Annotated in this window: 21 protein-coding genes; 15 read left to right on the forward strand and 6 right to left on the reverse strand. The window is 72.0% G+C overall.

The window, feature by feature from the left end; translation table 11 throughout:
- Window positions 1–35: 35 nt before the first annotated feature.
- Window positions 36–482 carry a nitric oxide-sensing transcriptional repressor NsrR gene (gene nsrR / locus ACIQFU_RS10300; protein ID WP_402550430.1) on the reverse strand — a complete coding sequence of 149 codons (447 nt, stop codon included), beginning with the start codon at window positions 480–482 and terminating at the stop codon, window positions 36–38.
- Between the two features lie 150 nt (window positions 483–632).
- On the opposite strand from nsrR, the gene ACIQFU_RS10305 reads away from it, so the two are divergent.
- The gene (locus tag ACIQFU_RS10305; protein ID WP_402550431.1) at window positions 633–1079 is read left to right on the forward strand and encodes a hypothetical protein; all 447 of its coding nucleotides are present in this window, start codon (window positions 633–635) and stop codon (window positions 1077–1079) included.
- A gap of 18 nt (window positions 1080–1097) precedes the next feature.
- Here the strand turns inward: ACIQFU_RS10305 and ACIQFU_RS10310 are convergent, their stop codons facing one another.
- The gene (locus tag ACIQFU_RS10310; protein ID WP_402550432.1) at window positions 1098–2819 is read right to left on the reverse strand and encodes an MFS transporter; all 1722 of its coding nucleotides are present in this window, start codon (window positions 2817–2819) and stop codon (window positions 1098–1100) included.
- Window positions 2816–3268 carry a MarR family winged helix-turn-helix transcriptional regulator gene (locus ACIQFU_RS10315; RefSeq protein ID WP_402550433.1) on the reverse strand — a complete coding sequence of 151 codons (453 nt, stop codon included), beginning with the start codon at window positions 3266–3268 and terminating at the stop codon, window positions 2816–2818. The genes ACIQFU_RS10310 and ACIQFU_RS10315 overlap by 4 nt, the downstream gene beginning before the upstream one ends.
- A 112-nt stretch (window positions 3269–3380) precedes the next feature.
- Between ACIQFU_RS10315 and ACIQFU_RS10320 the strand changes: the two genes are divergently transcribed.
- From ACIQFU_RS10320 to ACIQFU_RS10360, 9 genes are all read left to right on the forward strand, one after another.
- Window positions 3381–4073 carry a GAF and ANTAR domain-containing protein gene (locus ACIQFU_RS10320; RefSeq protein ID WP_402550434.1) on the forward strand — a complete coding sequence of 231 codons (693 nt, stop codon included), beginning with the start codon at window positions 3381–3383 and terminating at the stop codon, window positions 4071–4073.
- A 171-nt stretch (window positions 4074–4244) separates the two neighbouring features.
- Window positions 4245–6074, forward strand: coding sequence for an ATP-binding protein (locus ACIQFU_RS10325; RefSeq protein WP_402550435.1), 1830 nt, complete (start codon window positions 4245–4247; stop codon window positions 6072–6074).
- The gene (locus ACIQFU_RS10330; RefSeq protein ID WP_402550436.1) at window positions 6071–6478 is read left to right on the forward strand and encodes a roadblock/LC7 domain-containing protein; all 408 of its coding nucleotides are present in this window, start codon (window positions 6071–6073) and stop codon (window positions 6476–6478) included. The genes ACIQFU_RS10325 and ACIQFU_RS10330 overlap by 4 nt, the downstream gene beginning before the upstream one ends.
- A complete protein-coding gene (locus ACIQFU_RS10335; RefSeq protein ID WP_402550437.1) occupies window positions 6475–6822 on the forward strand; it encodes a DUF742 domain-containing protein in 348 nt (115 codons plus the stop codon). Before ACIQFU_RS10330 ends, ACIQFU_RS10335 begins: the two co-directional genes overlap by 4 nt.
- The gene (locus ACIQFU_RS10340; protein WP_402550438.1) at window positions 6803–7435 is read left to right on the forward strand and encodes a GTP-binding protein; all 633 of its coding nucleotides are present in this window, start codon (window positions 6803–6805) and stop codon (window positions 7433–7435) included. Before ACIQFU_RS10335 ends, ACIQFU_RS10340 begins: the two co-directional genes overlap by 20 nt.
- A complete protein-coding gene (locus ACIQFU_RS10345) occupies window positions 7432–8673 on the forward strand; it encodes a cytochrome P450 (protein ID WP_402550439.1) in 1242 nt (413 codons plus the stop codon). The genes ACIQFU_RS10340 and ACIQFU_RS10345 overlap by 4 nt, the downstream gene beginning before the upstream one ends.
- Window positions 8670–9893 carry a cytochrome P450 gene (locus ACIQFU_RS10350; RefSeq protein WP_402550440.1) on the forward strand — a complete coding sequence of 408 codons (1224 nt, stop codon included), beginning with the start codon at window positions 8670–8672 and terminating at the stop codon, window positions 9891–9893. Before ACIQFU_RS10345 ends, ACIQFU_RS10350 begins: the two co-directional genes overlap by 4 nt.
- Before the next feature lie 98 nt (window positions 9894–9991).
- The gene (locus ACIQFU_RS10355) at window positions 9992–10396 is read left to right on the forward strand and encodes a hypothetical protein (protein ID WP_402550441.1); all 405 of its coding nucleotides are present in this window, start codon (window positions 9992–9994) and stop codon (window positions 10394–10396) included.
- Window positions 10397–10507: 111 nt separating this feature from the next.
- Window positions 10508–11311 (forward strand): ribonuclease BN, encoded by an 804-nt coding sequence (locus tag ACIQFU_RS10360; protein WP_402550442.1) that lies wholly within the window; start codon window positions 10508–10510, stop codon window positions 11309–11311.
- 13 nt (window positions 11312–11324) lie between these two features.
- Here ACIQFU_RS10360 and ACIQFU_RS10365 read toward each other — a convergent pair whose 3' ends face one another.
- The 3 genes from ACIQFU_RS10365 to ACIQFU_RS10375 all read right to left on the reverse strand — a co-directional run bounded on the left by ACIQFU_RS10365 (window position 11325) and on the right by ACIQFU_RS10375 (window position 15385).
- Window positions 11325–12386 (reverse strand): SDR family oxidoreductase, encoded by a 1062-nt coding sequence (locus tag ACIQFU_RS10365; RefSeq protein ID WP_402550443.1) that lies wholly within the window; start codon window positions 12384–12386, stop codon window positions 11325–11327.
- Window positions 12383–14185, reverse strand: a complete 1803-nt coding sequence (locus ACIQFU_RS10370; protein WP_402550444.1) for a thiamine pyrophosphate-requiring protein — start codon at window positions 14183–14185, stop codon at window positions 12383–12385. The genes ACIQFU_RS10365 and ACIQFU_RS10370 overlap by 4 nt, the downstream gene beginning before the upstream one ends.
- A 132-nt stretch (window positions 14186–14317) precedes the next feature.
- The gene (locus ACIQFU_RS10375; RefSeq protein WP_402550445.1) at window positions 14318–15385 is read right to left on the reverse strand and encodes a LacI family DNA-binding transcriptional regulator; all 1068 of its coding nucleotides are present in this window, start codon (window positions 15383–15385) and stop codon (window positions 14318–14320) included.
- A gap of 224 nt (window positions 15386–15609) precedes the next feature.
- Between ACIQFU_RS10375 and ACIQFU_RS10380 the strand changes: the two genes are divergently transcribed.
- From ACIQFU_RS10380 to ACIQFU_RS10400, 5 genes are all read left to right on the forward strand, one after another.
- Window positions 15610–16536, forward strand: coding sequence for a carbohydrate ABC transporter permease (locus ACIQFU_RS10380; RefSeq protein WP_402550446.1), 927 nt, complete (start codon window positions 15610–15612; stop codon window positions 16534–16536).
- A gap of 7 nt (window positions 16537–16543) precedes the next feature.
- Window positions 16544–17494, forward strand: coding sequence for a carbohydrate ABC transporter permease (locus ACIQFU_RS10385; RefSeq protein ID WP_402550447.1), 951 nt, complete (start codon window positions 16544–16546; stop codon window positions 17492–17494).
- Window positions 17495–17596: 102 nt separating this feature from the next.
- The gene (locus ACIQFU_RS10390) at window positions 17597–18952 is read left to right on the forward strand and encodes an ABC transporter substrate-binding protein (RefSeq protein WP_402550448.1); all 1356 of its coding nucleotides are present in this window, start codon (window positions 17597–17599) and stop codon (window positions 18950–18952) included.
- A 27-nt stretch (window positions 18953–18979) separates the two neighbouring features.
- Entirely contained in the window at window positions 18980–21025 is a 2046-nt protein-coding gene (locus ACIQFU_RS10395; protein WP_402550449.1) for a beta-galactosidase, read from the forward strand.
- A gap of 106 nt (window positions 21026–21131) precedes the next feature.
- Complete coding sequence (locus tag ACIQFU_RS10400) at window positions 21132–21773, forward strand: sugar O-acetyltransferase (protein WP_402550450.1); 642 nt, start codon at window positions 21132–21134, stop codon at window positions 21771–21773.
- The last annotated feature ends 49 nt before the right edge of the window (window positions 21774–21822 follow it).

A 21822-nucleotide genomic window follows, 5' to 3' on the forward strand; every position in this document is an offset into this window, starting at 1 on the left:
GTCACAGCTCGGCCGGCCCTCCGCAGCGCCCCCCGTCATCCGGGCGGGCGCTCCGTCAGGCCGATCAGAACCGGGCCGGTCGGTGAGGCCACCAGGTCGGTCACGGTCAGCGGGTCGAGGGTCGCGTAGAACGCCTCCTGGGCGTCGCGGAGCGCACTTCGCAGCCGGCAGGCCCCGCGCAGCGGGCACGGACTGTCGCCCTCGCAGTCGACCACCTCGCCGTCGCCCTCGAGCTGACGCACCAGCCAGCCCACCGAGGCGTGCCGCCCCAGGCCGGTCAGCGTCAGACCGCCGCCGCGACCGCGCCGCGCCTCCACCACACCCAGGTGCTGCAGGCGGGTGATGGCCTTCGCCGCGTGCGTGTACGGCACACCGACGACCTCGGCCACCTCTCGGGTGGCCATCGGTTCGTCACCGTCTCTCACGACCGCCAGGCGCATGACGGAACGCAGCGCCAGGTCGGTGAACTTCGTCAGCCGCACACCAGGAAGCTATCAAATGCGCATGCTAGATTCGCCTTTACCCGGGGTACGGGCCCTGTGCAGTGCGTCACTGGACCGGCCGCACCCCCGACGCGCCGCTCAAGGGGGCGGCGGACAGGCACGGTTGGGTACACGGATGGGCGGCACCTGATGGCAGTGGAAGACAGCGGCTCCTCCGGTACGGCGGCCGGCTCCCCCCTCCCCCGGTTGCTGTGCGACACGGCGGAACTCGTGTCCCTGGGGGGCGACACACCGGCCGGTGCCCTGTGGAAGCTGGCGGAACCCGGACGGCAGCTGGACGCCAACGTCGTCCGTCTTCCCGCCGGGGAACGTGTGGACACGCACACCGAGCCCGACCTCGACGTCCTGCTCCTCGTCCTCGGGGGTGAGGCCCGCCTCGACTCCGCCGACGGCGGGCACCTGCTGCGCGCGGGCTCCCTGACCTGGCTGCCGCACGGCTCGACCCGGGCCGTACTGGCCGGGCCGGACGGGGTGACGTACCTGACCGTGCACCGCCGGCGGCCCGGCATGCGCATCCAGCCGCCGGAGGCCGCCGAACGACTCAGGAGGTCGCTCGACGGCGGCGACGGCCTCTGACCGTCGGCGGGCGCCCGTTCAGCGCGCTTCGGCGCGCAGTTCCGTCAGTGACCGCGCCGTCAGGGGGCGCGGCTCCTCGTCGGGGTCGACGAGGACGACGGTGCAGGTGGCGGCGTGGGTGAGGGCGCTGGTGAAGCTCCCGTCGGCGAACTGACTCAGCGGGCCGCGCGGGGAGCGGCCGACCGCGACCGTGCGGGCGCCCGCCTCGGCGGCGTGCCGGGCCAGAGCGCGGCCCGCGGCGGCGTGGTCGCCGACGCCGGTGAGGATCTGGCCGGTGGCGGCGACACCGAGGCCGCCGAGCCGGTCGAGGTGCGCCGTGACGGCGGCCTTCGCCTCCTCGTCGGTCTCGGTGTCGGCGGCCTGTTCCTCGACGACGGCGGTCTGCCGTACGTGGACGACCTCGAGCGGGCTTCCGGTGTCACGGGCGAGCCGTGCCGCGGCGTCCACGACGGCGGCCGCCTCGTGGTGCGCGCCGACGGCCACGACCACGGGCGGCGCGTCGGTGGCGGCCGGGGTGCCGACGGGGGTCAGCGTCGGGGTCACTGACTCTCCCTCACCGGTGTCCGTCTCGGCCCGGCGAAGCAGCCCGTGGCCGCTGGCCAGGACGGGGATGGCGAGGAGGAAGGTGGCGGCGCCGAGGTAGAAGGGGACGCTCAGGTCTGTGGCGTCGGCGAGCTTTCCGGCGACGTAGGGGGCCAGGCCGCCGCCGATGAAGCGCAGGAAGCCGTACGCGGAGGAGGCCACGGGGCGCTCGACCGGGGAGACGAGCATGACGGCCTGGGTGGTGAGGGTGTTGTTGATGCCGATGAAGGCGCCGCTGACGATCACCGCGACGATCACGGTGGTGGGGTCGGTGACGCCGGCGGCTATGACGGCCATGACGACGGCGAGGCCGAGCAGGTTGGCGTACAGGACGGGTGCGGTGCCGTAGCGGGCCTGCAGCCGGGGGGCGAAGAAGACGCTGAAGGCGGCGACCAGCAGGCCCCAGCCGGTGAAGACCAGGCCGAGTTCGTGGGCCTCCAACTCCATCGGGTACGGGGCGTAGCCGAGCATGGTGAAGAAGCCCCAGTTGTACAGCAGGGCCATGATGCCCATGGTCAGCAGGCCGCGATGGCGCAGGGCCCTGAGCGGCGCGAGCGGTGAGGTGACCCGCTTGGGCCTCGGCAGGTCGGGGACGAAGGCGAGGGTGGCGATCAGGGCGACGGCCATCAGGGCGGCGACGCCGAAGAAGGGGCCGCGCCAGCTGATGCCGCCCAGTTCGCCGCCGAGCAGCGGACCGACGGCGATGCCGAGGCCCAGGGCGGTCTCGTAGAGGATGATCGCGCCGCTGAAGCCGCCGCTGGCCGAGGCCACGATGACCGCGAGTGAGGTGGCGATGAACAGGGCGTTGCCCAGTCCCCAGCCGGCGCGGAAGCCGACGATGCCGTTGATGGAGTCGGTGGCGCCCGCCAGGGCGGCGAAGACGACGATGACGGCGAGGCCGGTGACCAGGGTGCGCTTGGCGCCGATGCGGCTGGAGACCCAGCCGACGAAGAGCATGGCGACGGCGGTGACGATCAGGTAGCTGCTGAACAGCAGGGAGACCTGGCTGGGGGTGGCGTCCAGGCTCTCGGCCAGCGCGGGCAGGATCGGGTCCACCAGGCCGATGCCCATGAACGAGATGACACAGGCGAAGGCGACGGCCCAGACGGCCTTGGGCTGGCGGAAGGGACTGGCGGCCTTTCCACGTGGTGCACTCATGCGCGGTGTTCCTCCGAGGTTTCCTGACGGTTGCGGATGACCCGGGCCAGGGCCAGGAGCGCGGTGGTGGTGGCCTGCCGTTCCGGCCCGGTCATGTCCTCCATGAGCTGCCGGAGGGCCCCGGCACGCTCGGCACGCCGCCGGTCCAGGACCTCGATGCCGGTGGACGTCACCGCCACGAGCACGCCGCGGCCGTCGCTCGCGTCTGCGGTGCGCCGGGCCAGCCCCGCGCGCTCCAGGCGCGTGACGAGCTGGGTCATGTTCGGCTGGGAGACGCCCTCGGCCCTGGCCAGCTCGGTCAGCCGCTGCGGGCCCTCGCGGCTCAGTCTGGCCAGCGTCGAGGAGGCGGCGGTGCTGAGACCGCCGGTGCGGGCGCTCTGGCGCACGTACCGGATCATCTGCTCCACGGCGATGATCAGGTCGTCCGGGCCCTCCGGTGACGTATCCATAAGCGCATTATGCATTTAGGTGTAACGTGAAACAAGATGGGTCGCGCCGGTCCACCCCTGTTGCGTCCGGCCGTCTCTGGGCACTCCTTCAGGGAGTGAGGGAGGAATCGGCATGGACGACTGGCGCGGGTTCGCCAAGCAGATGGCCTCGATGGCCCGTGACCTGCTGGCCCAGGAATCGCTGAACGACACCCTCGAAAGGATCACCGCCTCGGCCACGGAACTGGTGGCGGACTGCGACGCCGCCGGCATCCTCATCCTGCGCAACCACCACGTGCAGTCGCTGGCCCCCACCGAACAAGTGGTCATCGACAGCGACGAACTGCAGGGGCGCGTCAGGGAGGGCCCGTGTTTCGACGCCGCCCGCTCCTCCACCGGGGAGCGCCAGTTCCGGATCGCCGACTTCAGGGACGAGGCCCGGCGCTGGCCCAAGTACGTCCCCGAGGCACGCAAGCTGAACCTCGGCAGCATGATGGGCTTCCTGCTCTTCACCGAGGACGAGGACCTCGGAGCGCTGAACCTGTACTCGTACAAGCCCGGCGCGTTCACCGAGGCCGACGAGACGGCCGGCTGGCTGCTGGCCTCCCACGCTGCGGTCGCCTTCTCCAGCGCCCGTACGCACGCCCAGTTGCAGGAGGCCATCGGCACCCGGCACACCATCGGGGAGGCCATGGGCATCCTCATGGGCAGGCACCGCCTGACCGAGGACCAGGCCTTCGCGACCCTGCGCCGGTACTCGCAGGACAACAACGTGAAACTGCGGGACGTGGCGGCACAGGTCTGCGAACGGGGCGGCCTGCCCTGAGGGGACCGGCAACCGGGAGAACGAGTAAGAAGTTGAACAAGTTTCTCACTTTCGGATCACCAACCCTCGTATAGTGATCGCCAGTTGAGTGCCATGTGACAGCCCTCTGCTCGCATGCGCCCCGTTGGACGACACGAGGGCCGCTGAGGCGGCCTGGCGAGGACCCGATTGATGACCGCGCCCGCCCGCCCCGGCGACCGCCCCTCTCCCCGCGCCCTCGCAGCAGTGGCCCTGCCGTGCGCCGTCGTGGCGGCGCTCGTCGTCGGCGGTGCCGTCGCCGCGGCACCCTCCTCGGTACGGCTTCCGCTCGGGCTGGGTGCCGGCGCCGGCGCGATCCTGCTCTGCGCGGCACTGACGGCGGCCGTGCAGGCCGTCCGCGCGGAGCGGGCCACACGTCGGCTGCTGGACGCCGCCCGGGCGGAGGCGGACGCCGAACGGGCCCGCGCCGCGGCCGAGGCCGATCGTGAACGCGGCGTTCTCGTCGCCGAGTTCACGCGTGAACGGGAGCGGCTCACGGACGGTTTCGAGCAGGAGCGCGCGCGGCTCGCCGGGCAGCGGGCCGCGGAGACGGCACACCTCGCCGAGGAGAGCGCCCGCCTCGGCTCGCAGCTCAAGCGCGCCACCGCCGAGCGCGCCGCCGCCGTCTCGGCGACCGCGAACGCGGCCGGCCGCATGCAGGCGCTGGCCACCGGAATGCTCGCCGACCTGCGCGCCATGGAGGAACGGCACAGCGACGAGGAGGTCCTCGCCGACCTGCTCCACCTCGACCACCGCACCGCGCAGGCGGGCCGGCTCGCCGACTCCGTGGCCGTCCTCACCGGCGCGCGCTCCGGCCGTCGTTGGGCGCGGCCGATCGGCATGGAGTCGATTCTGCGGGGCGCCATGGGCCGTATCGCCGGCTACCAGCGGGTGCGCGTGCACTGCACCAGCGACTCCGCGGTCGCCGGGCACGCCGCCGAGGGTGTCATGCACGCACTGGCCGAACTGCTCGACAACGCGGCGAACTTCTCCCCGCCGACGGCGGAGGTCCACGTGTACGTGGAGGAGGTGCCGGCCGGGGTCATCGTGTCCGTGGAGGACAGCGGGCTGGTGATGGGCGAGGTGCAACTGCGCCGGGCCCAGCAGGCGGTGGCCGGTGAGACGGCGGCCCTCGGCGGCCTGACCGGCACCCGGCTCGGTCTGGCCGTGGTGGGCCGGCTGTCGGCCAAGTACGGGCTGAAGGTGTCCTTCCGGCCCTCCGCACGCGGCGGCACGGGCGTGCTGATGCTCGTCCCCCAGGACATCCTGAGCGGCCCCGCCGTCTCCGACACGCGGACGACGGCACCGGCGGCCCAGGGGCAGGCCCCCGCGACGCCCGTCTCCGAGGCCCGGCCCGGGCCCGCGTCCGTGTCCGTCCCCGCCGACACGGCCCGCGAACCGCTGCCCGCCCACGACCTCGCGGACCGGGAACAGGACCGGGACCACCGGGATCAGGGGCGGGACCGGGGACAGGACCGGAGCCGAGTCCAGGACCCGGACCAGATTCAGGACCACGACCCGGACCCGAACAGGGACCGCGATCAGGGGCGGAACCGGGGACAGGGCCGGGACAAGGTTCAAGACCACCGCCGGACAAAGAACCAGGACCAGGCCCGGGACCACGACCAGGTTCAGGACCACCACAGGGCACACGCCCAGGACCGGGCTCAGAACCAGGACCGGGTTCAAGACCAGGGCCCGGCTCAGGACCGGGCTCCGGCGCAGGAGCAGCCCGCCGTGGAGCTGCCCAAGCGCCGCCGGGGTCGTACCCTCGCCGCCGCCGAACGCGCCCGGACCGCCTCCCGGTCCGCCGAGCCGCGCCCCACACCCTCCGCCGACGACGCGAAGGCGCGTGCGGCCCGCTTCAGCAGCTTCCGCCAGGCCGTGCGGAACACCACCGGCGCCGCCCCCGAACCGGCCGAGACGGCCCCCGACCATCCGTCCCACTCATCCGCGCACCCGGAAGGCGACACCACTTCATGACCGGCTCGACCACCGCCGACGAGAAGCTCACCTGGCTCATCGAGGGCCTCCTGGAGCGCACTCCGGGCGCGCGGCACGCACTCGTCCTCTCCCGTGACGGACTCAAGCTGTGCCGCACCCCGGAGCTCTCCGTCGACCAGGCCGACCAACTGGCCGCCATCGCCGCCGGCATCCAGTCGCTGTCCCACGGCGCCTCCGTGGAGTTCGGCGACGGCAGCGGCGGGGTGCGCTCGGCGATGACCGAGTTCTACGGCGGCGTCCTGTTCATCGTGGAGGCCGGTGAGGGCGCGCACCTCGCCGTGGTCACCTCGGAGGACGCGGACGCGGGCCTCGTCGGGCACAACATGAGCGAACTCATCGAGCAGCTCGGCGAGCACCTCACCGCGCAGCCGCGCACCTCATGAGCCGCCCCGGCAGGGACGACGCACCCGACCGCCTGTACACCGTCACCCAGGGACGCAGCAGCCCGGGCCCCGACAACCCCTTCGACCTGGTCACCCTCGTGGTCGCCGAGTGCGGGCCGACACCCGGCATGCAGTCGGAGCACACGGCGATCCTGAGGCTGACCGAGGCGCCCACCGCCGTGGTGGAGATCGCCGCCGAACTGCGGCTGCCGGTGAGCATCACCAAGATCCTGCTCGCCGACCTGCACGCCGCCGGCCGGGTGAGCGCACGCCACCCGTACACCGCAGCCGTCCCCGACCCCGACATCCTGGAGCAGGTGCTCGTTGGACTCCGCAATCTCTGACGCCCGTACCCCGGCGAGCGCCCCGGCGCGCACCCCGCTGGGCGCGTCCGCAGACAACGGCCTGAAGATCGTGGTCGTGGGCGGGTTCGGTGCCGGCAAGACGACCATGGTCCGCTCGGTCAGCGAGATACGTCCTCTCAACACCGAGGAGACGATGACGCAGGCCGGCGCCGCGTTCGACGACATCAGCGAGGTGCGCGGCAAGTCCGCGACGACCGTCGCCTTCGACTTCGGACGCATCAGCCTCGACGCGCGCAACGTGCTGTACCTGTTCGGCGCGCCCGGCCAGGAGCGGTTCTGGTTCCTGTGGGACCGGCTGTTCTCGGGCACGCTCGGCGCGGTGGTCCTCGTCGACACCCGGCGCATCGACGACTCCTGGTACGCCATCGACCGCCTGGAGCACCACGGCACGCCGTTCATCGTGGCCTGCAACGACTTCGGCGGCCCGGAACACTCGCCCGAGGCGGTCCGCGAGGCCCTCGACCTGGACCCGCGGGTGCCGCTGGTCGCCTGCGACGCCAGGTCCCGCGAGTCGAGCAAGCAGGTGCTGATCACGCTGGTCGAGCACCTGCGGGCCCGCTACGCCGCCCCACCCCGACAGGAGTTCGTGTGAGCACCGACGCCCGCGACGTCAAGGACGCCGTACCGCTCGGCGGCCCCCGCTTCCAGACCGAACCCGCGCTGCTGTACCGGCAGATGCGGCGCGAGCACGGCGCCGTCACACCGGTGGTGCTGGACGGCGGCGTACCGGCCTGGCTGGTGCTCGGCTACCGCGAGCTGCACCAGGTGACCGGCGACCCGGTGCTGTTCAGCCGGGACTCGGACCTGTGGAACCAGTGGGAGAACATCCCGGACGACTGGCCGCTGCTGCCGATGATCGGCCGCAGGCAGCCGTCGATCCTCTACACGGTCGGCGAGCGGCACCGCGAGCGCGCCGCGATGATCAGTGACGCGCTGGAGGCGGTCGACCCGCACACGCTGCGCGGCCACGCCGAACGCTTCGCCGACGAACTCGTGGACCGGCTGTGCGCGAAGGGCGAGGCCGACCTCGTCGGCGACTACGCGATGCTGCTGCCGGTGCGGGTCCTGGCCCGTCTGTACGGGTTCTCCGACGAGCAGGGCCCGGCGCTCGTCACCGCGCTCAACGACATGATCGACGGCAGGGAGCGGGCCCTGGCGGGCCAGACGCACCTCGCCACGTCGATGGCCGCGCTGCTGGCCGACCGGAAGGCGGCGCCCGCCGACGACGTCGCCTCCCGGATGCTGGCGGACGAGAGCGGCTTCACCGAGGAGGAGGTCGCCCAGGACCTGATGGTGATGATGGCCGCGGGCCACCAGCCGACGGCGGACTGGATCGGCAACTCGCTGCGCCTGATGCTCACCGACGACCGCTTCGCCGCCTCGCTCTTCGGTGGCCGCAACAGTGTCGCCGAGGCCATGAACGAGGTGCTGTGGGAGGACACGCCCACGCAGAATGTGGCCGGCCGCTGGGCCGCCCGCGACACACAGCTCGGCGGGCGCCGCATCCGCGCCGGCGACCTGGTGCTGCTCGGGCTGCAGGGTGCCAACTCCGATCCGCAGGTCCGCACCGACGGCTCCGCGCTCACCGGCGGCAACAACGCGCACTTCTCCTTCGGCCACGGCGAGCACCGCTGCCCGTTCCCCGCGCAGGAGGTCGCCGAGGTCGTCGCGCGCACCGGCATCGAGGTCGTGCTCGACCGGCTGCCGGACATCGACCTGGCGGTGCCCGCCGGGTCCCTCACCCGTCGCCCCTCGCCCTGGCTGCGGGGGCTGACCGAGTTGCCCGTGCGGTTCACCCCGACCACTGCCCTGGGAGGCACGTCAGCATGACGACCGGCACCGAAGAAGCCCGGATCCCGCTGGACCCGTTCGTCACCGACCTGGACGGTGAGAGCGCCCGGCTGCGCGCCGCCGGACCGCTCACCGCGGTGGAGCTGCCGGGCGGCGTGCCCGTCTGGGCGGTCACGCACCACGCGGAGGCCAAGGCCCTGCTCACGGACCCTCGCCTGGTGAAGGACATCAACGTGTGGGGCGCCTGGCAGCGCGGCGAGATCCCCGCGGACTGGCCGCTGATCGGGCTGGCCAACCCCGGCCGTTCGATGCTCACGGTGGACGGCTCCGAGCACCGCCGGCTGCGCACGCTCGTGGCGCAGGCGCTCACCATGCGCCGGGTGGAGCACATGCGGGGGCGGATCACCGAGCTGACCGGCCGGCTGCTGGACGAGCTGCCCGCGGACGGCGGAGTCGTCGACCTCAAGGCGGCCTTCGCCTACCCGCTGCCGATGTACGTCATCGCCGACCTGATGGGCATCGAGGAGGCGCGGCTGCCGCGGCTGAAGGTGCTCTTCGAGAGGTTCTTCTCGACGCAGACCCCGCCCGAGGAGGTCGTGGCGACCCTCACCGAGCTGGCGTCGATCATGGCGGACACGGTCGCCGCGAAGCGCGCGGACCCGGGGGACGACCTGACGAGTGCGCTGATCCAGGCCTCCGAGAACGGCGACCACCTCACCGACGCGGAGATCGTCTCGACCCTGCAGCTGATGGTGGCCGCGGGGCACGAGACGACGATCTCGCTGATCGTCAACGCCGTCGTCAACCTGTCCGCCCATCCCGAACAGCGGGATCTGGTGCTCTGCGGCAAGGCCGAGTGGTCCGCGGTGATCGAGGAGACGCTGCGGTACTCGACGCCGACCTCGCACGTGCTGATCCGGTTCGCGACCGAGGACGTGCCGGTGGGCGGGAAGGTGATACCCGCCGGGGACGCGCTGATCGTGTCGTACGGCGCGCTGGGCCGCGACGAGCGGGCGCACGGTCCGACGGCGGGCGGTTTCGACATCACCCGCACGTCCCAGAACCGGCACATCTCCTTCGGTCACGGCCCGCACATGTGCCCCGGCGCGGCCCTGTCCCGGATGGAGGCCGGTGTGGCGCTCCCGGCCCTGTACGACCGCTTCCCGCAGCTGGACCTGGCGGTGCCGGTGGGGGAACTGCGCAACAAGCCGGTGGTGACGCAGAACGACCTGTTCGACCTGCCGGTCAGGCTGGCCTGACCGTGCCCGGCCGCGGCCGGGCACCTCACCCGCGGGGCGTTTGCTTCCCGCCCCGCGGGTAACTCCGGCATTCCGGACATCGATCCCCGGGAGTCGCCATGTGGAAGCGCAAGGGCAGGAAGGGCCGTCGGACCGCCGAGCCGGCCCCCATGGAGCTGTGCGACCTGTGCGCCAGGGTCTTCCCCGAGGCGGAGTCGGTGAAGGGCTACGTGCCGGACTCCTCCGCGGCGGACGCCACCAACGAGTGGTTCGACGGACTGCGACTCGTCACCACGTGCTCGGACGACCACTTCGACATGATCAAGGCGGGGTACGCCGACCGGCCCTTCGTGGACGAGGAACTGTGGGCGGCGAAGCTGACCCGGGCCCTGACCACCGGCCCGCCCGCCCTGAGCATGGACCAGCTCGGCTGCCGGACGGGCCTCCAGGAACCGCAGATCCGCGCCGCCATAGCCTGGCACAACGAGCGCATGCGGGAGGCCCAGCAGCGCTCGGATCCCTGACGCCCCGGCCGCGTCCGGGCTCCGTCCGGGTGCACGGACGTTTGCCCGGGCCCCGGCCGGGTCACTCAGTTCCCCGTCGCGAGCCATCGAAAGGACGCCCGAGGAGCACCCGTGAACCGGTTGTGGCGGCCGTTCCACCGTGCGTGGGACTGGTTGGCCGCGTCCGCGCTGGTCCGGCGCGGCCGGGACCTGGAGCTGATGCACCGGGCCATGGGCTTCGCCACGCTCGCCCTGGTCACGCTGGCTCCGCTGCTGATCGTGGTGGCCGCGGCCGATCCGCTGGCCCGCGGGGGCTTCGCCTCGTGGCTGGCCGACGGGATGGGCCTGTCCGGGCGGTCGGCCCGCGTGCTCACCGACATCATCAGCCCACCGACCAAGGTCGTCGGCACGACGAGCGTGTGGGGCGGAATCCTGCTCGGCGTGTTCGGCGTGTCCTTCGCGGCGAGCGTCCAGAACGGTTACGAGCGCATCTGGGAACTGCCCTCCGGCCCCTGGCACCGCATCTGGCGCCAGATGACCTGGGTGATCCTGCTGACCGCCTACCTCTACCAGGAGGTGCAGACGCGGACCGCGCTGCACGGCGGTGCGCGGATCGCCCTGTCGACCGCCAGCGGCATGCTGTTCTTCTGGTGGGGCCAGCACTTCCTGCTGGGCGGCCAGGTCCGCTGGCGCGACCTGCTGCCGGGAGCCCTCGCCACCATGGTGGGACTGATCGGGCTGCGCGGCTTCTCGTACCTCTTCTTCACCCCGCTCATCCTCGACAACGCGTTCAGCTACGGCGCGGTCGGCATCGTGCTGGTGGTGGAGTCCTGGCTGATCGGGGTCGGGTTCGTCGTCTTCGGCGGCGCGATGGTCGGGCACTGGTTCTGCGAGCACCACTGGTGGGCGCGGAACATCGACCGCAGGCCGGACTGATCCGGGGACGGGCTCACCCCGGGACGGTCGACCGCCCAGGTCGGCAGCCGGCGGCGCGCCGCCGCAGGCCGCCCGCGAGTGCCGCGGCGGCCACCCCGGTCACCGCGGTGGCCAGGGCCAGCGGCCCGCGGCGCCCGGAGACCCAGAACTGGAGGCTGCGTGGATGGGCCTCGTCGTCGAAGACGCCGTGTGCGCCGTAGTCGTCCGGGGCGGTGTCGTCCGGCGGCTTCCAGAGGTTGACCGGCCGTGACGGGTCGACGGGCCGGGCCGTCTGCTGGCCCTCGTAGCCGGTGCGGGCCAGATAGCGGTCCAGGAGCCCCGGGGCGAGTTTCTGGCCGAGCAGGGTGGCGACGGTGGAGCCGCCGACCCAGTACACGCGCCGCTCGGGATGGTCGGCCGCGTACAGCACGGCCTCGGCGGCCACCTCGGGCTGGTACACGGGGGCCACCGGCCGCGGATGGCGGGGCAGCCGGGTGAGGACCCAGCTGAACTGGGGCGTGTTGAGCCCGGGCATCTGGACCATGGTCACCCGCACCCCGCTGCGGTCGTGCAGCAGCTCGCAGCGCAGTGACTCGGTGAACCCCTGGATGGCGTGCTTGGCCCCGCAGTAGACGGCCTGGAGGGGGACGCTGCGTTCGGCCAGGGCCGATCCGACCTGGACGATGGTGCCGCGGTCGCGCGGCGTCATGCGCCGCAGGGCGGCCTGGGTGCCGTGGACGAAGCCGAAGTAGGTGACCTCGGTGGCCCGCCTCAGCTCCTCGGGCCGGATCTCGGCCACGGGGGCGAACACGGTCGAGAACGCGGCGTTCACCCATACGTCGATGGGGCCGAGTTCTTCCTCGATCCGGCCGGCCGCCGCGTCCACGGCCTCCGCGTCGGCGACGTCCACGACCAGGGGCAGCGCCTGCCCGCCGGCCCCGCGGATCTCCTCGGCCGCCCGTTGCAGGGCGTGTTCGCCCCGGGCCAGCAGGGCGACCGCGGCCCCGCGCTCGCCGAAGGCGCGGGCGGCGGCCCGGCCGACACCTCCGGTCGCCCCGGTGACGACGACCTGCCCGCGGCGGTGCGCGCCGCTCACTTCCTTCCCCGGCCGGGGAGGTGCTCCGCGTACTGGGTGAGCTTCTGGCGGACGCCCTTGGTGGCGATCCCGGTGGCCTCCGGGTCGTGCAGCGCGGCCTTGACGGCCTTCTTGCCCTGGTCCTTCATGATGTGCGGCGGGATCGGGGCGATCTCCGCGTCCACCTTGAACTCCAGGACCACGGGCCGGCCGGCGGCGAGCGCCTCGTCCCAGGCGGCGCCCACCTTCTTGGGGTCGTCGCAGACGATGCCCTTGAGGCCGAGGAGTTCGGCGTAGGCGGCGTAGGGCACGTCGGGGATGTCCTGGGAACCGGGGTACTTGGGGTCGCCGGCCATGGCGCGCTGTTCCCAGGTGACCTGGTTGAGGTCCTGGTTGTTGAACACGCAGAAGACGAACGGCGCGGGCCCGGACAGGCGGTCCAGGTACCGCTTGATGGTGATCATCTCGTTCATGCCGTTCATCTGGAACGCGCCGTCCCCGACGAAGGCGATCACCGGCCGGTCCGGGTACGCGAACCGCGCGGCGATGGCGTAGGGCGTCCCGGGGCCCATGGTGGCGAGCGTGCCGGACAGCGAGGCCTGCATGCCGTCGCGGAGCAGGATGTGGCGCGCCCACCAGTTGGTGCCGGATCCGGAGTCGGCCGTCAGGAGGACCTCGTCCGGCAGCCGCGGGGAGAGTTCGGCGGCGACGGCCTGCGGGTTGATCGTCTTGCCGAAGTGCTCACCGGCCCAGCGGTCGCACAGGTCGTGCCACTCGCGGACGTCCTTCTCGATCTTCTCCCGCCAGCCGCGGTCCTCCTTGCGCTGGAGCATCGGGATCAGGGCGCGCAGGGTCTCCCTGGAGTCGCCGACGAGGTGGGCGTCCATGGGGTAGCGGATGCCGATCATGCGGCCGTCGATGTCGATCTCGACGCCGCGTGCCTTGCCCTCCTCCGGCAGCCACTCCGAGTAGGGGAAGCTGCTGCCGACCATGAGCAGGGTGTCGCACCCCTGGATCATGTTGTCGCTGGCCTTGCTGCCCAGCAGGCCGATGGGTCCGGTGACGTACGGCAGGTCGTCGGGCAGGACCTGGCGGCCGAGCAGGGCCTTGGCGACTCCCGCGCCGAGCAGTTCGGCGACCTCCATCACCTCGGCCTCGGCGTCGGCCGCGCCCTGCCCGACGAGCATGGCGACCTTGTCGCCCGCGTTGAGCACGTCGGCGGCCTTGCGCAGCTCGTCGAGGTCGGGCAGGACACGGGACCGGCTCCAGCCGACGCTGGAGAAGACGGAGCCGTGCTCCCTGGGCGGGGAGGGCTGGGCCTCCTCCTCCTGGATGTCGTTGGGGATGATGACGGTGGCGACGCCCCGGGTGGTCAGCGCGGTCTTGAAGGCCCGGTCGATCACGTGCCGGGCCTGGCCCGGATGCACGATCATCTGGCAGTACTCGGACACGTCCGCGAAGAGCTGGTCGAGGGCGATCTCCTGCTGGTAGTGGGTGCCCAGCGACAGCCGCTTCTGCTGGCCCACGACCGCCACCACTGGCTGGTGGTCGAGCTTGGCGTCGTAGAGGCCGTTGAGAAGGTGCACGGCACCGGGCCCCGAGGTGGCGACGCAACAGCCCACCTCGCCGGTGAACTTGGCGTGGCCGCAGGCCATGAACGCCGCCATCTCCTCGTGCCGGGCCTGGATGAACTCCGGGTCCCCGTCGGCCCGGTCGAAGGCGCCGAGCAGACCGTTGATGCCGTCACCCGGGTAGCCGTACACGCGCTTCACGCCCCACTCGGACAGACGCTGCAGAACGAAGTCGGCGACTTGAGTCATGGGGCTCTCCCGGGCGTGGGGGGACAACGGTCGGCTTGTGGGGTTACCCTCCCGGCCGCCCCTGAACAGGCCGTACGCCCCCTTCGGCCGCCTCTGGACCGGCCGGAGGTCCCTCGGGCGCTCCCGCGCGCGTCACGCCGGGGGCGGCGCCGTGCTCGCCCGGGTCACCAGCCGGGTCGGGACCAAGGTCGTGCCCCGCTCCGGGCCGGTCTCGCGCATCTTGCGCAGCACCGCCCGTACGCACTGCCGTCCGACCTCGGCGAAGTCCTGGTGCACGGTGGTCAGCGGGGGCAGGAAGGAACCGGCCTCGGCGATGTCGTCGAAGCCGATGACACTGACGTCCTCGGGCACCCGCCGGCCGCGTTCGTGCAGGGCGCGCAGCAGCCCGAGGGCCATCTGGTCGTTGGCCGCGAAGACGGCGGTGCACTCCTGCCGGGCGGCGAGTTCGAGGCCGGCCCGGTAACCGGACTCCGCCGACCAGTCGCCCCGGACCGGGGGCGGCGGGGTGCGGCCCGCCTCGGTGAGCGTGTGCCGCCAGGCGTCGGTGCGGCGCTGGGCGGCGAAGGAGCCCTCGGGACCGGCGAGGTGCCAGACCGTGTCGTGCCCGAGGTCCAGCAGATGGCGCACGGCGGCGCGGGAGCCGCCGGCCTGGTCGGTGTCGACGACCGTGTAGTGGTCACCGGCGTCGGAGTCGACCACGACGACCTGGACATGGGGCGGCAGCGTGAGGGAGGCCGCGTCCAGGAGGTGGACCTCCATGATGACCACGACCGCGTCGACGGCCAGTTCCTCCAGCCGCGAGAACGCGCCGCGCACCTCGTCCTGGGTGGGGACGGCGACCGGCAGCAGCGTCACCGCGTACCCCTCGCTCGCCGCGGAGACGGCGATGGCCTCCAGGGTGCGCACGTTGCCCGTGGTGGCCAGCGTGAAGGTGATGACGCCGATGGTGCGGAACTCACCCCGCTTGAGGGCCCGGGCCGCGCTGTTGGGCCGGTAGCCCAGCTCCTTCATGGCGGCCAGCACCTGCCGCCGGGTCTCCTCGGTCACGCCCGCGTAGCCGTTGGAGACGCGGGAGACGGTCTGCGAGGAGACTCCCGCCAGCCGGGCCACGTCCGCCATGGACGCCGTGGGCACCCGGCCGCCGCGCCGCTTCCGCGTGCCCGCGTCCCGGCCCCGAGCGACTCCCTCAGCCGTCTCCACTGCCGTCCACCACCTCTCCGCAGCTGTTCCGGTCCCGGCTTCCGAAAGGACCCTTGACCGTCGTCCTCGGGGCAGTGTAGACATGCCGCCACCGAATGTTTACGTAAACATAGCAGCCCCTCCCGGCGACCCCGGCGTTTCGCGCGGCACATGATGTTTACGTAAACACGCCGAGCCCGACAGGGGCTTCGAAGTGCTCCAGGACGTGACGAGCGAGGACCTACATGACGACGCTGCAACCGCCGGCCGCCGCCGAGCCGCGGCCGGCCCCACCCCCGGTGCGGCGGGAGCGCCGTTCCTGGACGGGGTGGGGCTTCCTCGGTCCCTTCGTGGCCGTGTTCGCCCTGGTGTTCCTCGCGCCGATCGCCTACTCGGTCTACCTCAGCCTCTTCCGCGACCAGCTCATCGGCGGAACCACCTTCGTCGGCCTCGACAACTACGCCGAGGCCCTGCAGGACAACCGGTTCTGGGCCTCGCTCGGCCGGGTCTCGCTCTTCCTCGCCGTACAGGTGCCGATCATGCTCGGCCTCGCGCTGCTGGTGGCCCTGGCACTGGACAGCGGACGCCTCTACGGCCGGGACTTCTTCCGCATCTCCATCTTCCTGCCGTACGCCGTGCCCGCCGTGGTGGCCACCCTGATGTGGGGCTTCATGTACGGCACCCGCTTCGGCCTGGTCGGTGACATCAACGGCGCGCTGGGCGTCTCGCTGCCCGACCCGCTCTCCCCCGACCTGGTGCTGGCCTCCATCGGCAACATCGTGACCTGGGAGTTCGTCGGCTACAACATGCTGATCTTCTACTCGGCGCTGCGCGTCGTCCCGCACTCGCTGTACGAGGCCGCCCAGATCGACGGCGCCGGCCAGATCCGTGTGATCACCGCCATCAAGCTCCCCGCCATCCGCGGTGCCCTGGTGATCGCCACGATCTTCTCGGTCATCGGCAGCTTCCAGCTCTTCAACGAGCCCAGCATCCTGCAGCCGCTGGCGCGCAACGCCATCACCACGGACTACACCCCGAACTACTACACGTACGCGCTGTCGTTCAACGGACAGCAGCACAACTACTCCGCGACCGTCGCCATCGTCATGGGGCTGATCACCATGGTCATCGCCTACGTCGTGCAGCTGCGCGGCATGCGCAAGGGAGTGTGAGGCAGCGATGACCGGTCCCGTCGCCACCGTCCCCGACCGCCGTGCCACCGAACGGCCCGGCGCGCCGGGCCCCGTGCCCCGACTGCGTGCCTCCCGGCGCCGGCACTCCGCCGACAGGCCCCGGCGCAGCGTGCTGCTGACCCTGCTCACCTCGCTGGTGCTGCTGTACAGCCTGGTGCCGCTGGTCTGGCTGGCCCTCAGCGCCACCAAGACGCAGGAGGGGCTGTCCCGTTCCGCGGGTCTCTGGTTCGACGGCGACTTCGCGCTGTGGGACAACATCGCCGAGACGTTCACCTACGACGGCGGCGTCTTCACCCGCTGGCTGCTCAACACCCTGCTGTACGTGGGTCTCGGCGCCGGCGGCGCCACCTTCCTCGCCGTGCTCGGCGGCTACGCGCTCGCCAAGTTCGACTTCCCCGGCCGCCGGGCCGTCTTCGCCGTCGTCATCGGCGCGGTGGCCGTGCCAGGGACGGCACTGGCGGTGCCGACCTTCCTGATGTTCAGCGAGATGGGGCTCACCAACACCCCCTGGGCGGTGATCGTCCCGTCCCTGATCTCGCCGTTCGGCCTCTATCTGATGTGGGTGTTCGCCACCGAGGCCGTCCCCACCGAGCTGATGGAGGCGGCCCGCATCGACGGGGCGGGCGAGGTGCGCACCTTCTTCCGGATCGCCCTGCCGCTGCTCGCGCCCGGCATCGTCACCGTCCTGCTGTTCACCACGGTCGCGACCTGGAACAACTACTTCCTGCCGCTGGTCATGCTCAAGGACCCCGACTGGTATCCGCTGACGCTGGGTCTCAACAGCTGGAACCAGCAGGCCGCGACCGCCGGCGGCGAGGCCGTCTTCAACCTCGTCGTCACCGGGTCGCTCATCACCATCCTGCCGCTGATCGCCGCGTTCCTGCTGCTCCAGAGGTACTGGCGGTCCGGTCTCGCCGCCGGAAGCGTCAAGGAATAGCCGGCGTCAACGGACACCCCTCCCCTGCTCCCGCCCCTCACCAACGACCTCGCCAACCCTCAACGGTGCCGGTTCCGGCCACGAAGAAGTGGAAGCACACTCATGCCCACACAGCTGCCCCAGCACGCGCGCCGCCTCCTGCGCGGCACGGCCCTCGTCTGCGCCCTCGCCCTCGGGGCGACCGCCTGCGGCGACTCCGACGACGGGGGTTCGAACGGGAAGGCCGTCTCCGAGGCGGACATACAGGCGGCCCTCAAGGAGGGCGGCACCATCACGGTCTGGGCCTGGGAGCCCACGCTGAAGCAGGTGGCAGCCGACTTCGAGAAGGAGCACCCGGGCGTCAAGGTCAACCTGGTCAACGCCGGTACCAACAAGGACGAGTACACCGCGCTGCAGAACGCCGTCTCGGCGAAGAAGGGCGTCCCGGACGTCGCCCAGATCGAGTACTACGCGATGGGCCAGTTCGCCCTGACCGAGCAGCTCACCGACCTCAAGGCCTTCGGCGCCGACAAGCTCTCCGCCAAGTACTCCCCGGGCCCGTGGAACGGGGTGAAGGCCGGTTCCGACGGCGTCTACGCGCTGCCGATGGACTCCGGTCCGATGGCGCTGTTCTACAACAAGAAGGTCTTCGACAAGTACGACATCAAGGTGCCCACCACCTGGGCCGGGTACCTGGACGCCGCCCGCGACCTGCACAAGGCCGACCCCAAGGCGTACATCACCGCCGACAACGGCGACGCCGGGTTCGCCACCAGCATGCTCTGGCAGGCCGGTTCGCGCCCCTACACGGTGAACGGCACCAAGGTGAGGATCGACTTCTCCGACCAGGGCGCCAAGACCTTCACCGACACCTGGCAGCAGCTCATCGACGAGAAGCTGCTCGCCTCCGTCCCCGCCTGGACCGACGAGTGGTACAAGGGCCTCGGCGACGGCAGCATCGCGACGCTGGCGACCGGCGCCTGGATGCCCGCCAACCTGGAGTCCGGCGCGAAGGCGGCGTCCGGCGACTGGCGCGTCGCCCCGATGCCGCAGTGGACCGCGGACGGCAAGGTGAGCGCCGAGAACGGCGGCAGTGCGCTCGCGCTCCCCGAACTCGGCAAGAACGAGGCGCTGGCGTACGCGTTCGTCGAGTACGCGAACGCCGGGGACGGTGTGCAGACCCGCTTGAAGAACGGCGCCTTCCCGGCGACGACCGTGGATCTGCAGTCCACGAAGTTCCAGGACACCGCGTTCCCGTACTTCGGCGGCCAGAAGGCCAACAAGATCTTCGCCGAGTCGGCCGCCGACGTCCCCGACGACTGGTCGTACCTGCCCTACCAGGTCTACGCGAACTCGGTCTTCAACGACACCGTCGGCAAGGCCTACGTCTCCGGCACCACGCTCGCCGAGGGGTTCAAGTCCTGGCAGGAGGCCTCGGTCAAGTACGGCGAGGAGCAGGGCTTCACCGTCCAGAAGTAGCGCACGCCCCCCACCGGAAGGACCGCCATGATCTCCACCCTCCACTCCCGCGGGCACCGCGGGACGGACGGTGCGCCCGCCCCCCGTCTCGGCTACGGTGCCGACTACAACCCCGAGCAGTGGCCCCGGGAGGTGTGGGAGGAGGACGTACGGCTGATGCGCGAGGCCGGTGTCACCATCGTCTCGCTCGGCATCTTCTCCTGGGCCCGCATCCAGCCGGGACCCGACACCTGGGACTTCGCCTGGCTCGACGAGGTGATGGACCTGCTGCACGAGCACGGCGTCGGCGTCGATCTGGCGACCGCCACCGCCTCCCCGCCGCCCTGGCTGACCACCGCCCACCCGAAGATCCTGCCGGTCACCGAGCGGGGCGAGACGCTGTGGCCGGGCGCCCGCCAGCACTGGCGCCCGACCTCGCCCGTCTTCCGCGAGCACGCCCTGCGCCTGGTCCGGAAGCTGGCCACCCGCTACGCCGGCCACCCGGCCCTGGTCGCCTGGCACGTCAGCAACGAGCTGGGCTGCCACAACGTCTACGACTACTCCGACGACGCGGCCCGTGCCTTCCGGGACTGGCTGCGCGCACGGTACGGCACCACGGACGCCCTCAACCACGCCTGGGGCACGGCGTTCTGGTCGCAGCGCTACGGCGACTGGGAGGAGATCCTGCCGCCCCGGCTGGCCGCCTCGCACCCGAACCCGACGCAGCAGCTGGACTTCAAGCGCTTCTCCTCGGACGCGCTCAAGGACCACCTGCGCGCGGAACGCGACCTCCTGCGGGAGCTGACCCCGGACGTCCCCGTCACCACCAACTTCATGGTGATGCCCGGCACCAAGGGCATGAACTACGCGGACTGGGCCGGCGAGGTCGACTTCGTCTCCAACGACCACTACGTCGTCCCGCACCCGCAGGCCCGCGACGAGCTGTCGTTCTCGGCGAACCTCACCAGCGGTATCGCGGGCGGCCGCCCGTGGTTCCTGATGGAGCACTCCACCAGCGCCGTGAACTGGCAGCCGGTCAACCTGGCCAAGCGGCCTGGCGAGATGGCCCGGGACTCGCTGACGCACGTGGCGCACGGCGCCGACGCGGTCTGCTTCTTCCAGTGGCGCCAGTCGGTGGCCGGCGCCGAGAAGTACCACTCGGCGATGGTTCCGCACGCCGGTGCGGACAGCGACCTGTTCCGCTCGGTCGTCGCGCTCGGCGACACCCTGGAGGCGCTCGCGCCGGTCGCCGGCAGCGAGCGGGAGCCCGCGGAGGTCGGCATCCTCTTCGACTGGGAGTCGCGGTGGGCCAGCGAGCAGGACTCGCACCCCACCTCGCTGCTCGACTACCACCAGGAGGCGCTCGACTGGTACTCGGCGCTGCTCTCGCTCGGCATCCGCGCCGACGTCGTCACCACCGGGGCCGACCTGAGCCGCCACCGGGTGCTGATCGCCCCGGTGCTGCACCTGGTCCCGGCCGAGCTGGCCAAGGACCTCACGCGCTACGCCGAGCAGGGCGGGCACCTGGTCACCACGTACTTCTCCGGCATCGTGGACCGGAACGACCACGTGTGGCTCGGCGGCTACCCGGGCGCCCTGCGGGACCTGCTCGGCATCCGCGTCGAGGAGTTCGGCCCGCTGCCCGCCGGGGAGGGTGTCGAGCTGGACGACGGCGGCACCGGCGGCCTGTGGACCGACCACATCACCGTCACCGCCCCCGGGACCGAGGTCCTCGTCCGCTACCGCACCGGTGCGCACGCGGGCCGCCCCGCGGTCACCCGGCGCGGCGCGGGCAGCGGTTCGGCCGCCTACGTCTCCACCCGGCTCGGCGCCGAAGGGCTCGCCGCGCTGCTGCCGAGGCTCCTGGAGCCGGCCGGGGTGACGAGCGAACTGCCCGCCGGGGCACGGGGACGGGTCGAGGCCACCGTGCGCCGCGGCCCGGGCGGACGCTTCCTGTTCCTGGTCAACCGGACCGACGAGCCGGTGACCGTCCCCGGGCTCACCGGGGAGGTGCTGGTGGGCACCACCGGCGACGAGGGCGCCGTCGTCCTGGCGGGCCGGGGCGTCGCCGTCCTGCGCACGCCCACCGGCTGATCCCGCACCGCACGACGGGGGCCCCGGAGCGGCACGCGCCCGCTCCGGGGCCGTCCCGCCGGCACCCGTCACTTGCCCCCCCTGCCGCAGGCCCCGAGGAGAGCGCATGACCACCGACCCCCGTGAGCGCGAGGTCCGCCGCAGGATGGCGGCCCGGGAGCTCTACTCGGACGGCGGTCCGGGTCTGGCGGGCCTGGCGGAGGAGCGGCTGCGCGGCAAGGAGCTGGCCGACGCCTACAACCGGACCGGTGCGCGGGACGAGGAGGGCCGCCGGGCGGTCCTGGAGGAGCTGCTCGCCTCCGTGGGCACGGCGGTGTGGATCGAGCCGCCGCTGCACGTGGCCTACGGCAACCGCGTCCACCTGGGCGACGACGTGTACGCCAACTTCGGCCTCACCCTCGTCGACGACGTCGAGGTCTTCGTCGGCGACCGGGTGATGTTCGCCCCGCACGTGACGATCAGTACGACCGGCCACCCCGTCCACCCGGACCTGCGCAGGGACGGCACGCAGTTCTCCGCGCCGGTCCGCGTCGAGGACGACGTGTGGATCGGGGCCGGTGCGCTGATCATGCCCGGGGTGACCGTCGGCCGGGGTTCGGTGGTCGGCGCGGGCAGCGTGGTGACGGCACACGTGCCGCCGATGACGGTCGTCGCCGGAAATCCGGCCCGGGTGCTGCGCGAGATCACCGACGCCGACCGCGAGTGGGCCCACCGTCCGCCGCGCACCCTGCGCCCGGACGGCCGGTGATCCACGGGTCAACGGCAACTTCCTCCGTCCGCCCGGCACATGGCACGCC

The organism is Streptomyces sp. NPDC093065 (genome assembly GCF_044754585.1).
GTDB lineage: Bacteria > Actinomycetota > Actinomycetes > Streptomycetales > Streptomycetaceae > Streptomyces.